We start from the raw sequence: 12,804 nt of genomic DNA, 5'->3' as shown, positions 1-12,804 counted from the left end.
TAGCCCTCGATGTGCGGGCTCGGCAGCATGGAGCCGAAGAAACCGCTGTCGGCTTTCTTCAATTCGCCGATGGCGTCGGTGCCATTAATGCCGATGCCGATCACGTTGGCGGCCTTGAAGCCGGCGCTTTCAGTGGCGCGCACGCCGCCGAGCACGGTGTTGTCGTTCATGCCGCCGATGATCAGGTTTTTAGCGCCGCCGGGCAGCTTGACCAGGGCCGAGTTGGTGGCGTCCATGCTGCCAGGCACGTCAAGAGTCTTGAGGGCAGCGGTGAGGATGTGATCCTTGGGGATGCCGGCTTCTTCCAGGGACTTGATCGAGCCGTCAGTGCGCTTTTTACCGGTATCGAGCTCGTTGAAGGTGTTGATCACCGCATAAGTGTCCTTCCAGTCCCAGCCGCGTTTTTTCGCTTCGGCGGCCATGGCGGCCCCTTGTTTCTGGCCCACTTCAAACGCGGCCATGCCCAGGTACGGCACGTCTTCCATGAAGTTGCCCTTGGCATCGACAAAGCGGTCATCCACGGCCATGACTTTCAGGCCGTTGACCTTGGCCTTGGCGACAATGGCCGGGCCCAGGGACACGTCCGGTGGGCAGATCACAAAGCCCTTGGCACCGTTGGCGGCGAGGCTGTCGATGGCCGAGAGGGTTTTCTCGCCGTCGGGCACGGCGATCTTGATCACGGTGAAGCCATGCTCCTTGCCGGCTTTTTCGGCGAAGGCCCATTCAGTCTGGAACCACGGCTCTTCGGCCTGCTTGACCAAAAAACCGATCTTCACTTCTTCAGCCGATACAAAGCCGCTGAACACCATCGCCAGCGCCACAGCGCCAAGAGTCTTCTTGAACATGAACCACCTCTTTCTTGTTATTGGAAAACGATTTAGTCGTGGTACATCACCGAACGCCCGCCATCGATCATCAGGCACGTGGCGTTGATAAAGGGTGCCTCGTCGGTCGCCAGGAACAGCGCGGTCATCGCCACCTCAATGGGTTGGCCGATGCGCTTGGGCGGGTGCAGGTCAAACGCGCGCTGGCGTTCGGCGCGGGGGTCGGGGAAGCCGTTCCAGTAGTCGACGTTAAGCTGGGTTTCGATATAGCCCGGGGCGATAGCGTTTACGCGGATACCCTTGGGCGCGTATTCGATGCCCAGGGCGCGAGTGAGGCCGAGCAGGCCATGCTTGGCGACAGGATAAGGAAAGCAGCCGGGGATGATGTGGCTGGAATGGGTTGAGGCAATATTGATGATGTTGCCGATGCCCTGCTCGATCATGTGCGGCAGCACCGCACGGCAACCGTACCAGGCGCCATCAAGGTCGATGGCGAAACAGCGGCGCCAATCCTCGTCGGTCATTTCCAGTGGGTCGCGAAACACATTGACCCCGGCGCAGTTGACCAGTACGTCCACCCGGCCAAAGCGCTCGATGGCGAGATTGACCAGCGCCTGCCATTGCTCTTTGGAGGTGATATCTACAGGTTGTGCGCAAATCTCGGCGCCACGTTCGCGCCAACAGGCGGCTACTTTCTCGACTTTTTCAGCCTGGATGTCCGCAATCACCAGTCGCGCCTGCTGGGCCTGGAAGCAAGCCACGATCGCCTCGCCAATACCTTGCGCAGCGCCGGTGATGATCACCACCTTGTTCTTCAGCCGCTCGCCGTAAGTCGGCTCGGGCACGGCAGGTAGGGACAACGGTTGTGCCTGCATCGCTTCACCTGTTTTATTTTTGGTAGTGAGTGCTGATGCAGGCGACTATAAACCCAGACCTTGAAATATCTCAATATATAAATTTGCATCCCATATTATGAGCGAAAGCAAAAAAAACCGGCCATTGATAGCCGGTTTGGAATGTCGGTCAGCCTTGGGCAAAATCCCTCAGCGCCTCGCCTTCCATGCGATAGCGCACCCACTCCTCCTGAGGCTGGGCACCGATGGATTTATAGAAGGCAATCGCTGGTTCATTCCAGTCCAGCACGCTCCACTCGAAACGCCCACAGCCGTTATCGCAGGCGATCTTCGCCAGGTGGCGCAACAGCTTCTTGCCCGCTCCGCCGCCGCGTTGCTCCGGGTTGATATACAAGTCTTCCAGGTACAGGCAGTTGCTGCCCAGCCAGGTGGAGTAGCTGAAAAAGAACACGGCAAAACCAATCGGCAAACCGTCGCGCAGGCAGATCAGGCCATGGGCGGTAGCGCCCTCGCTGAACAGGCTGCGCTCGATATCCACCACGCTGGCGATCACTTCGTGCCGGGCTTTCTCATATTCGGCAAGCTCGGTGATGAAACTCAGGATCTGCGCAGCATCGCTGGGTACGGCGGGGCGAATCTCGATGGTCATGGGCGCGCCTTGGGCAATTTCAAAGCCCACATACTAAGGCGGTTTGATGACCGATTGCAGCGCAATTTCATGCCGACCGAAGTGTTTTTACTCCGCCCCAGAGTAATGCCAGCACCAGTAATCACAGAACAATCCCCATGAGCGCCCATGGTAAACAAGCGGCATAATTCCAACATTCAGGTCCTGCTCATGCCCGCCACGTCTGCAGTTGGCGCGAAGACATTCGCGCTGTTCTGCCTCGCCAGTTTCTTATTGTCGCTGTCCTATGGCTCGACCTTTTTGCTGTCACTGCTGATTCATTCACGCGGCGGCAACGAGCACGACGCCGGCAGTGTCATTGCCACGGCAATGCTCAGCACCTTTGTGGCGGTGGTCGTTTCCGGGCACCTGGCGGATGCGCTGGGCGCAGCGCGAGCGATTGCGGGCACGGGTGTGATGCTGGTGGTGGCCTGCCTCGGGTTTGCCCTGTCCCCCGGGTTTGGCCAGGGCCTGATGCTGTTCGGGTTATCCCTGGGCTTGGGCTGGGGCGTGTTCTATACCCTGGGGCCGATCATCGTGACGCTGCTGGTGCAACCCCAGCAGCGCGCCAAGTATTTTGCCCTGCTGTCCGGCAGCATGTTGAGCGGGATCGGTTCCGGCCCGTTGCTCGGGCGCGCCGCCACCGCGCTGGGCTTGCCCCTGACGACAGCGTTCTACATTGCCGGGTTGGCCAGCCTTGCCGGGGTTGTGATGTTCTGGCGCATGGACGCGCAGTTCAAACAGCATGCAAACGTGCCGGCTTCGAAGATCACTTGGACAGCAAGCCGCCGCGTGCTGACGTCCAAGGCAGCGTTCGCGATCTTGATGGTCGGCCTGGGTGGCTGCGTGTTTGGTGGGTTGTCGTCATTCCAGACCAGCTATGCGCTGGCCCATCAGCTGGATTATTCACTGTTCTTCGCAGGTTTCCTGACTGCTGCGATTACCAGCCGGCTGTTGATCGCCGGCTTTGTGGTCAAGCGTGATGCCTATCAGGCTGCGTGCGTATTGTCCGGCGTCATGTTTGGCGCGGTTGCGCTATTCGCGTTCGGGGTGAGCGGTAACTTCAGCTATCTGGTGGCTGCCGCCACGCTGGGGGTCGGGTATGGCCTGACGTACTCGGTGATCAATGGGCTGGTGGCCAGTGAAGCACCCAGCGGCACCATGTCCCAGGCGTTATTGCTGTTCAGCCTGGCGTACTTTATCGGCGTCTTCGGGTTTCCATGGCTCGCGGGCAAAATGATTGTCGAATTCGGCCTGTCGACGATGCTGTTGAGCGTACTGGTCATCGCCGCACTGAACTGGTCGATCACCGTGGCGCGCTTGATCGTGCGGCGAGTATCGATACATAAAGTGATACAGGTGAACTGATACCGTTCGTCGCCATCAAGGCACGAACAGCAAAGGGTGGCTGACCAATAAAGGGTAAGGACATTAATCATATGGAGACACCCTCATGAAAAACTCCAAATTTGCTGCCCTCGCCCTCACCGGCCTCCTGTCCGCGGCGTCCCTGAGCGCCTTTGCGGCGACTTCGTCGACCGGCCCCACCGACCCAACGCCCGACGCGACGACTGAATCGCAGAAATCCATGGGCACTGGCCTGGATACCAACGGCGGCGCGATCATCGATAACACCAACGGCGCCGACCCTCACACCCAGGGCCATGATACCCAGCGCCAGGCCCCGGCTGCGGTCGGCAACGGCAAAATGGGCCCTTCGGTCAATGAGCCGAAGATCAATAAAGGCGACGACTCGAATCTGCCAGGTGCACCGAAACAACCAGCGCCTTGATACATCCCTGGCAACACAAACACCCGATCATTTCCCAGTGAAGAGGTACACATGAACGTCGATAGAAACCTTGAAAAAGAAGTCCTCACCCGCCTGCTGCACGCTCACCCCCAGGGCTTGGGCAAGGAGGTACTGGACAACTACCGCGGTGAGAAAGAAGTCGCCAGTGTCTTGGCGTTTCTGCAAGACCGCGGGCTGATCAAGGATGGGCATGTGACCACCGACGACGCCGGTGAATACTCGTTGAACCTGCCGATCAAGCTCACCGCCTCGGGTGTGGATGAGGCCCGCAAGCTCGACGGTGCAGGCCCTCGGTAAGTCATTTCTGGTCTGGCCCTGCGACCGGGGCCAGAAGGAGTTTTAGCGATGCCTCGTGGAAGCAAAGCCAAATACACCGCCGAACAGAAACGCAAGGCCGCTCATATCGAAGACAGTTATGAGCACAAGGGATTGTCCAAGGAAGAAGCCGAAGCCCGGGCCTGGGCCACCGTCAACAAGCAGTCCGGCGGCGGTGAAAAGGCCGGCGGCTCGGGCCAGCATAAAGCGCCGGCGAAGAAATCCCAGGATCGGCAGGAGTCGGCCAAGCGTGCGGCAGCTAGCCGTGAGGGGCACCCGCGCAGCAGTGGGGCTTCGTTGGGTACGCAAACCAAGGAGGGCCTGATGAAGGAGGCGCGAGCCAAGAACATTCCGGGCCGCTCGACCATGCGTAAACATGAATTGATCCAGGCGTTGAAAAAAGCAGGCTAAACATAGATTCAAAATGTGGGAGGGGGCTTGCCCCGATTGCGGTGGGCCAGCTATAGATAAGCTGGCTGATACACCGCTATCGGGAGCAAGCCCCCTCCCACATTTTGACGTGTGTTTATTCCCTGAGTAGTGCATCGACCTCGGCAGTGGCAGGTGATGTGGCCGGCCCCCAACGCGTCACCGCCAACGCCGCCGCAGCATTCGCTCGACGCGCCGCCTCGACAGGTTTCAAGCCCTGCGCCAAGCCGGCAATAAACACCCCTGCGTGCGCATCCCCCGCACCGTTGCTGTCGACCGCTTGCACCTTGAAACCGGGTACATGTTCAATTCCAGCCGTGCGCCCTACCCAGCAACCATTGGGCCCATCACGTACGACCAGCAAGGTTTGCGCAGGCAGATGTCGACTCAACGCAGGCAACGCCGCGGCGATCTCAAGGGCACCGGTAAACGCCAGAGCTTCCGGGCCATTGCTGGTCCAGATATCGATACGTGGCAACAACGCACGCATCAAGACTGAATCCGGCGCCTTGACCAGCGGTCCAGGATCGAACACCACTACGATCTCTCGCGGCAGCGCCAGCAGCCAGTCGATCAACGGCTGCGCCTTGCCCTCAAGGAGCAGGCTGTAGCCACTGACGTACACGTAGTCATCGGCGAGCGGGACGATCCTGGCCAAATCTTCGGCACTCAATTCGCCTTCGGCGCCGATATGGGAAATGAACGTACGCTCAGTGGTGGCCTCGGTCAGGGACACACACAAACCAGTGTCCTTCTCGTTGCTCGCAGTCAATGCCATTTCAATCTTTTCAGCCTGCATCGCGGCGCGAGCCAAGTCACCAAACCGGCCATTGCCGTAGCGCCCAAGGTAGACCACCGACATCCCATTGCGCCGCGCCGCCGCCATGACGTTGAAGCCACCGCCCGCTTCGAAACTGGCAGATTTGGCCAGTACGTCACCGCCAGTTGCCGGCAGGGTGTCGAGGGCCATGACCAAGTCGACAATGACCTGGCCGGTATGCAGCAATCTAGGCATGGGTACCCTCTACCAAAGCCGGGCGACGATCAGACGCGCCGCCCAGTACCGCATAAAGGCCGCCTGCGACCAGGAAGGTGACGACCCAGCCCAGGCCGTTGTGGCCCAACCAGGAGTCGGACAGCGGCCCGGCGAACCAGATATTTTGCGCGGTGGTGCCGATGGTGGTGAAGCAGAACCCCAGCACGATAGCCACGGCCCAGGCGCCGAAGGCACGCCACTCCACACCGCCGCGATACCAGTAAGCGCTGCTCGGACTGACATCCAGCAAGTCCTTGGGGCTGTAGTAATGCCGGTGTATCAGGTCGACCACGAAGATCCCGACCCACGCCGTAATCGGCACCGCCAGCAACGAAATGAAGGTGATGAACGGGCCATAGAAGCTGTCGGCGATCAGCATGAAATAGATGGAACCGGCGAAGATCGCCACGATATCGACAATCACCGCGTGCACGCGCTTGACCTTCAGACCCAGGGTCAGGGTGGTAAGGCCGGCCGAATATACCGACAGATTGTTCGACAGCAACAGCCCGCCGAATGCGGTGATCAGGTAAGGCACCGCCATCCAGGTGGGCAGCATGTCGCGGATCGCGATGATGGGGTCGGTGGCCGACGCCAGGTCGTCGTTACCCACCGACAGCAGGCCACCAAGGGTAATCAGCAACACCAGCGGGATGCCCGCGCCAAAGGCGGCGCTGGCCACCAGGCGCACAGCCTTGACGCTGCGGTGCTGGTAGCGCGACATATCGGCACCGGCGTTGGCCCACCCAATGCCGGTGCCGGCGGCCATGGTGCCGACGCCGATGATCATCGCGCTCAACGGCGCAGGTGTGGCATTGAACACCGCGCTCCAGTCGATAGTGGCACACAGAAAGCCGCCCACCAGGATATTCAAACCGCCAAATACATAGGTGGCCCACTTCTGGATCACCAGCAGCGTGGCGTGGCCGAGGCCGGATACCGCCAGGGTCAGCAGTACAAAGATGGCGATGAAGATCAACGTGAGTACGGGGGCGCTTTTCGCCTCTACCGCCGAACCGAACAGGATCGAACACAAGGACAGCAACACAAAGGCGGCCGTGGTGGTGTTGACGGTTTCCCAACCCAGGCGCGACATCAGCGAGACCACCGTCGGGCCGATATTGCCGCGTACGCCAAAGATAGCGCGGGATAACGTCAGGCTGGGCGCGCGACCACGACGGCCGGCGATGGAGATGATGCCCACTACCGCGAAGGAACCCGCTGCGCCAAGGATTGCGACGATGATCGCCTGCCAGATGGCCAGGCCCCGAAACGCGACCAACGTCGCACCGAGCGGCAAGCCGAGGATGCTGATATTGGCGGCAAACCATACCCAGAACAGTTGCAGCGGATGGCCGTTGCACTCGCCTTCCGGGACCGGCTCGATGCCGCGTGTTTCCAACTGCCCGGCGCTTTGGCCACTAGAGGTGCTGCTCATGAAGGGGTGCTCCTGGTGCCTGTATTGTTGTGGTTGTGGCAGCGAGTCGAATCTTTATCCAGTCTTCCTGACTCAACGCTTTTTAATGTGGGAGCTGGCTTGCCTGCGATTGGGGTGTGTCAACCAGCCCAGCAGCCACTGGAAAACCGCTGTCGCAGGCAAGCCAGCTCCCACATTTAGTTCCGTGTTTATCGCAAGGCCAATAACGCTTGGACCAGCGGCTGCAAGTCCAGGCCATTGACCTGCTTGACCTGCTCGATCAGCGCCTCTGGCCAGCACTGCATCCCCAGGCACGCGCCGAGCATGGCCCCCAGGATCGCGGCGATCGTGTCGGTGTCGCCCCCCAGGCTGGCGGCCAGGCACAGTGCTTCGAAGGCATTCATATCGCCGGACGCGACTTGCTGCGCCAAGGCGAACGACACCACCACCGACTCTTGCGAGGCAACAGACGTCCCGATCAATTCGTAGAGCAAATCGGCAAACAGGGCCTTGTCATCGCTGCCGACACTCAGGGTGCGAGCCCAACTGATGCGAGTGGAAATGCGTCCACCGGCCACCCAGTGGCCATGGCTTTCAGCCTGCTGGGCAATCTGAATGCCGATGTTCAAGGCTTCGCCGAGGTCCACGCCATTGATGCCGGCGGAGACCACCGCCGCCACGGCCGCGGCACTGGAGATACCCAGGCTGGTGTTATGGGTGACCTGGCAAGCCTGGATCACCGCCTGGATAAACGAGGCTGTCTCGCTGACATCGGCGGCGATGCCCACCGGGGTGATGCGCATGGCCGCACCATTGGTGGTGCCGTAGCGTCCGGACTCTTGCGGCGTATGGCCAGCAAGGATCATATCGATCGCCCGTTTGGTCGACGGCCCGAGCAGGTCCTGGGAACCCTTGGCGCGCATTCCCGCTTCCCAGTCGATCAGGCGCCGGGCAAGCACGGCAGGTTCGATCTGGCCTTGGCCTTGCACCAGCAACTCAGCGACCAGGATGGCCTGCTCGGTGTCATCGGTAATGGAACCGGCGGGCATGTTCGGTGCAATGGGCTGGTCGGCGTCGGCGTCTTCCAGGGCGGTGATGGCTCCGAAGCGCGCTTTCACCTGTTCGCGGCTCAAGGATTGTGTGGGCATACCCAGGGCGTCGCCCAGGGCCAAGCCGTAGAAGGCACCGAGTGCGCGGTCTTCCCGGGTCATTTGGCAGCTCCAAACTGCAGATGCAGGCGAAAGTGCAGCGGGTCGAGCAAACTTTCGACATGCTCCATGAAGCGTTCGCGACGGTCGTAGGTGGTGCGCGAAGCCTTGAGAAATACCGTGCCGGCAGCGCGCCCGAGCAATTGAGCATCTTCATCGCTCAGGGGCTCGGCGCCGATCCACTGGTCGCCTTCGGCGCCCACATAACCGTAGGCCGCCAGGGTGATGGTCAGGGAATCATCGATCAGGCCAATGCGGGGCAGGCTTTCCAGGCCACCCACTGCTGGCATCAACGAACGCTCCAGAGACACCGCAACGCCATCGGCCGTGTTCCGGCGGCGATCCAGGGCAATAAATTGATCGGTGCCGAAACGGCTGAACAGGTCCGGGCGCGTCACCGCTTCGAAACGCAGCACGTCGGTGCTCACCTGAGCCCCCGTGTCTGCCAGGGCCTGGGCCCAACCGCTGCGTTGGTCGAGGACCATGCCATCAAAGGTGACGATGGAGCCGACGCCACTCTGGGTGGCGATATAGTTACGGCGCTTTAGCTCGGCCAGCGCTTCGCGCAGCGTGCCACGGCTGACCGCAAACTCCTCGGCCAACTGGTGCTCACCTGGCAATAGCAAACCGTCGGCCATGACCCCACCTTCGATACGGCGGATGAGCTCGTCGACGACGCGTTTTTTCTTATCAAATCGAACATGTCTAATCATGTACAAATTGATAACCGAAAGCAGGCATTTACAGCAAGGAGATTATTTCAGGGTGAAGGCAAAATCAGCCTCAGGGTTCCAGGCCGATGGGGAAAAACTCCCCTGCACTCCATACGCCAAGCCAGTTCTGACCGTTGATCGGACGAGTCACCGCCAGCTCCACCAATTGGTAGAACACGTTGCGATGCACGAGGGCTTCAAGGTTGGTACGAACTCGCACGTAGGGTGCAGGTTCCTGGGTGACAGGGTCCGTCACCACCCGCAAGGGGTGTTCGAGGCCGGCCTCGACCTGCTCGTCGACGTTGGTGGTAAAGCGCAATACCTGGCTTTCGCCCAGCCCTTGCACGTCCAGGGTTACCGCCACAAATGGCGCATCATCGACGCTGATGCCGACTTTCTCTACCGGCGTCACCAGGAAATAATCATCGCCGTCTCGGCGCAGGATATTGGAAAACAGTTTGACCATCGGCTTTCGCCCGATAGGCGTGCCCTGGTAAAACCAGGTGCCGTCGCGGGCAATGCGCATGTCGATGTTGCCGCAAAAATCCGGATTCCACAGATGCACCGGTGCCGGCCCCTTGCCCTTGGGCAGTTGGGCCAATAGGTCATTGGCCCTGGCGGAATCGGTCATGGGGCTTCTCCTCAGGTCTACTGATTGCTCATGCCCAGCAAGCCTCGGGCGTATTGCGCCAGGGGGCGGGCAATCAGATCTTGTGGCGATGTGTCGTGGAACGTCAGTAAACCGCCACGACTGCGAATACGTGCAGTATCAATCAAATACTGGGTGCTGGTCTCGATCAACATGACCTGGATCACACCGCTGTCCAGCCCCAGGCGGTCCAGAGCTTGCTGGTCGGTCCACTCATCGGCATTGCCGATACGGTCATCGGCTGCCGCAAAACGGCAATACAGCAGGTAGTGAGCCCCCGCCTCGCGGGCTTCGGCCATGGCCTGCTCGAGACCTTCGGGTTGGCGGGCACGACGGACCATGGGGAAATATTCGACGAAACCGTTGAACGCTTCCTCGGCGACCACGTTGGGTCGCGGGTACGCGCTGCCCGGCGGCACGAAGGCGCCCTGGGCGATAAATACAAAGGAATCCGGCTGTATGCGCACCGAGGCCGTACGCCGGGTGTCGCTATGGTCCAGCAGCCCGGCATCGCTCATCTGATAGCGAGTGCCTTCGGCCATATCGCTGACGGTCATACAACCACTCAGGGCCAACGCCGCCAGCAGTAAAACCAGACTACGCATCCTAATCCTCCAGAAGCCGGTGACGGAAAACCGGCGAATGGGCGTGAGATGCAGGTTCTGCGCCAGCTTGAAGGACAACACATTGAGGCATGCGCGACCTTAGCCGCCAATGATCTTCATGATCGTCGCGCCGCCCGAAAACGCCACTTCCTGCTTGTCGCCCAGCGCCTTCATCAACAAGCCCTGCAAGGCCGGCAATGCCTGGTGGCGCGGTTGATCAAGCAAGTCACCGACGTAGTGGCGATTGCTTGAGGACAAGCAACCATGCAGCCAGCCCGTGGAGGACAACCGCAACCGCGAACACGTACGACAGAACGGTACACTTTCGTTGGCGATCACGCCGAAGAAGCCTTTGCCCGGTACTTCGTAGCGTACGGCGGTAGCGTCAACGGGCGCGTTGGCTTGCAGGTATTCGTGGCGCTCACCGATCAGGCTGAGCAATTGCTGCAAGCTGACAAATTGCTGGAGGAACGCGTTGGAGTCTTTCGCCAGGTGCCCCATGCGCATCAATTCGATAAAGCGCAGCTCGTAGCCACGCTCCAGGCAGTAATCGAGCAGAGGCATCACCTGATCCAGGTTCTGGCCACGCAATGGCACCATGTTGACCTTGATCTTGATGCCGGCCGCGCTGGCCTGGTCCATGCCATCGAGCACGGTGGCCAGGTCGCCGCCACGGGCGATGCTGCGAAAGGCATCGGCATCCAGGGTATCGAGGGAGACATTGATACGCCGAATGCCGGCATCCACCAGCAACGGCAGTTTGCGCGCCAGCAATTGGCCGTTGGTCGTGAGGCTGATGTCGCTGAGGCCCATCTGCCCTACCGCGTCCATGAACGCTTCCAGCTTGGGGCTCACCAGCGGTTCGCCGCCAGTGATGCGCAGGCGTTCGATGCCCGCCGCTTCAATCAGGTAAGCCACGCCCCGGGCCATGGCCGCGGCCGAGAGTTCGTCCTGGGCAGCCACCAGCCGCTTGCCGTCAGGCACGCAGTAGGTACACGCGTAATTGCAGGCTGAGGTCAGGCTGATCCGCAAATTGCGAAAACGCCTGCCTTGACGATCAACGATCATGGATCACTCCGGCAGAAGATAATTCGGGCGCACTAAAAACTGACTCATAAATCAGCTTTTAGCAAGGTCCTTGCCTGAGTATATTCCTGGGTTAATACCCCTGGCAGTAAATCATTGCCCCATCACTGCAGCGAATAACTTACGTAGCCGGGGTCTCATCACCTTTTTCAGGGCCAGGCAGTTCAGTGCTGTGCTTGCGCTTGTTACCCATGCGCACGCCGATGTCCATCAGGAACTGGAAGAAACCTTCCTGGTCCTCCAGCACATTGCTCCAGAACGGCGAGTGATACAGCGCCACGGCGCCATGCACCAGGGCCCAGGCGGCGCAGTAGTGGAAATACGGCGGCACGTCTTCAAGCTTGCCTTCACTGATGCGCCCCTTGATCAGCAGGGTCAGGCGTTCGAAGTTCGAGGCGCGGATCTTGTGCAGCTCCTCGACCATTTCCGGCACCTGGTGCCCCTTGACCACCTTCTCTTCCAGGCGGTCGAACAGGCGGTAGCGCTGCGGGTCACGCATACGGAATTCGAAGTAAGCGCGAGACAGCGCTTCCTTGTCCTTGTCGACATCGGCCGAGTGCAGCAGCTCGTTCAAGTCGCGCTCGTAGTCGAGCATCAGGCGCAAGTAGATCTCGGCCTTGGATTTGAAGTGCTTGTAGATGGTGCCCTTGCCGATACCCACGGCATCCGCAATCATCTCTACCGTGACGCTGTCTTCGCCCTGTTCGAGGAATAACTTGAGTGCGGTGTCGAGAATTTCCTGCTCACGGCGGCGAAACTCACGGACCTTACGGGGTTCTTTGTGCATGAGGAAGAAGTCTGCAAAGGTCGGAATAGGGAGGGTTGCGCAGGGCCACAGATACGTGGCGATACGATTTACCCGATGCGAGGGATTATCCCGACTGAACGGTCGTTGGGCAATGTCTATGTGAACCCGCGATGCACTTAACTTTCAATACGCCAACGTTTTTATCGATATCAGTCAGAAATAGACGCACCACTTGAAGCTGCCCACCTGCTCAATGAGAACTCAAGCTAAGCGGGCGTATTCCAAATCTGTTTAAAAAACGATCAGATCTGACTGGACTGAATCGGATACTGATCAATACTTCAACTGTCGCCGCGACATCTCCCCCAAGTGACGCGACGACCTGGGTACCGACGGACTGCGTGCCCTTGTTTTACTCCTAATGGTCTTAGCCCGGATTC

Annotated in this window: 15 protein-coding genes; 4 read left to right on the top strand and 11 right to left on the bottom strand. The window is 59.8% G+C overall.

Annotated elements, in window-relative coordinates:
• The 3 genes from E4O98_RS19220 to E4O98_RS19210 all read right to left on the bottom strand — a co-directional run.
• Window positions 1–845, bottom strand: an 845-nt coding sequence (locus E4O98_RS19220; protein ID WP_248136002.1) for a substrate-binding domain-containing protein, incomplete at its 3' end; no start/stop codon positions are given.
• Window positions 846–877: 32 nt separating this feature from the next.
• Entirely contained in the window at window positions 878–1,699 is an 822-nt protein-coding gene (locus E4O98_RS19215) for an SDR family oxidoreductase (protein ID WP_248136000.1), read from the bottom strand.
• Between the two features lie 148 nt (window positions 1,700–1,847).
• A complete protein-coding gene (locus E4O98_RS19210) occupies window positions 1,848–2,327 on the bottom strand; it encodes a GNAT family N-acetyltransferase (protein WP_005790497.1) in 480 nt (159 codons plus the stop codon).
• 189 nt (window positions 2,328–2,516) lie between these two features.
• Here E4O98_RS19210 and E4O98_RS19205 point away from each other — a divergent pair, with 189 nt between their 5' ends.
• The 4 genes from E4O98_RS19205 to E4O98_RS19190 all read left to right on the top strand — a co-directional run bounded on the left by E4O98_RS19205 (window position 2,517) and on the right by E4O98_RS19190 (window position 4,884).
• Complete coding sequence (locus tag E4O98_RS19205) at window positions 2,517–3,713, top strand: MFS transporter (RefSeq protein ID WP_248135997.1); 1,197 nt, start codon at window positions 2,517–2,519, stop codon at window positions 3,711–3,713.
• Between the two features lie 85 nt (window positions 3,714–3,798).
• A complete protein-coding gene (locus E4O98_RS19200; protein ID WP_005790501.1) occupies window positions 3,799–4,137 on the top strand; it encodes a hypothetical protein in 339 nt (112 codons plus the stop codon).
• A 51-nt stretch (window positions 4,138–4,188) separates the two neighbouring features.
• Window positions 4,189–4,455: a hypothetical protein gene (locus E4O98_RS19195; RefSeq protein WP_005790502.1), complete on the top strand. Its 267-nt coding sequence runs from the start codon at window positions 4,189–4,191 to the stop codon at window positions 4,453–4,455.
• Between the two features lie 48 nt (window positions 4,456–4,503).
• Entirely contained in the window at window positions 4,504–4,884 is a 381-nt protein-coding gene (locus tag E4O98_RS19190) for a hypothetical protein (protein ID WP_032879873.1), read from the top strand.
• A gap of 115 nt (window positions 4,885–4,999) precedes the next feature.
• On the opposite strand, the gene E4O98_RS19185 is transcribed toward E4O98_RS19190, so the two are convergent.
• From E4O98_RS19185 to E4O98_RS19150, 8 genes are all read right to left on the bottom strand, one after another.
• The gene (locus tag E4O98_RS19185) at window positions 5,000–5,917 is read right to left on the bottom strand and encodes a PfkB family carbohydrate kinase (RefSeq protein WP_248135995.1); all 918 of its coding nucleotides are present in this window, start codon (window positions 5,915–5,917) and stop codon (window positions 5,000–5,002) included.
• Complete coding sequence (locus tag E4O98_RS19180; protein ID WP_032879870.1) at window positions 5,910–7,376, bottom strand: cytosine permease; 1,467 nt, start codon at window positions 7,374–7,376, stop codon at window positions 5,910–5,912. The genes E4O98_RS19185 and E4O98_RS19180 overlap by 8 nt, the downstream gene beginning before the upstream one ends.
• Before the next feature lie 188 nt (window positions 7,377–7,564).
• Entirely contained in the window at window positions 7,565–8,566 is a 1,002-nt protein-coding gene (locus E4O98_RS19175; protein ID WP_248135993.1) for an ADP-ribosylglycohydrolase family protein, read from the bottom strand.
• Window positions 8,563–9,276 carry a GntR family transcriptional regulator gene (locus tag E4O98_RS19170; RefSeq protein WP_078822091.1) on the bottom strand — a complete coding sequence of 238 codons (714 nt, stop codon included), beginning with the start codon at window positions 9,274–9,276 and terminating at the stop codon, window positions 8,563–8,565. The genes E4O98_RS19175 and E4O98_RS19170 overlap by 4 nt, the downstream gene beginning before the upstream one ends.
• A 70-nt stretch (window positions 9,277–9,346) precedes the next feature.
• On the bottom strand, window positions 9,347–9,907 hold the full coding sequence (locus E4O98_RS19165; protein ID WP_248135991.1) for a DUF1285 domain-containing protein: 561 nt from the start codon (window positions 9,905–9,907) through the stop codon (window positions 9,347–9,349).
• A 17-nt stretch (window positions 9,908–9,924) separates the two neighbouring features.
• Window positions 9,925–10,530 carry a DUF4823 domain-containing protein gene (locus E4O98_RS19160; protein WP_005790515.1) on the bottom strand — a complete coding sequence of 202 codons (606 nt, stop codon included), beginning with the start codon at window positions 10,528–10,530 and terminating at the stop codon, window positions 9,925–9,927.
• Between the two features lie 99 nt (window positions 10,531–10,629).
• Window positions 10,630–11,598, bottom strand: a complete 969-nt coding sequence (locus E4O98_RS19155) for a radical SAM protein (RefSeq protein WP_005790516.1) — start codon at window positions 11,596–11,598, stop codon at window positions 10,630–10,632.
• Window positions 11,599–11,737: 139 nt separating this feature from the next.
• Complete coding sequence (locus E4O98_RS19150) at window positions 11,738–12,403, bottom strand: TetR/AcrR family transcriptional regulator (protein ID WP_032879867.1); 666 nt, start codon at window positions 12,401–12,403, stop codon at window positions 11,738–11,740.
• Window positions 12,404–12,804: the final 401 nt, after the last annotated feature.

Source organism: Pseudomonas sp. W2Jun17 (genome assembly GCF_023127795.1).
Classification (GTDB): domain Bacteria; phylum Pseudomonadota; class Gammaproteobacteria; order Pseudomonadales; family Pseudomonadaceae; genus Aquipseudomonas; species Aquipseudomonas synxantha_A.
This window is presented reverse-complemented; position numbering and strand designations above follow the sequence as displayed.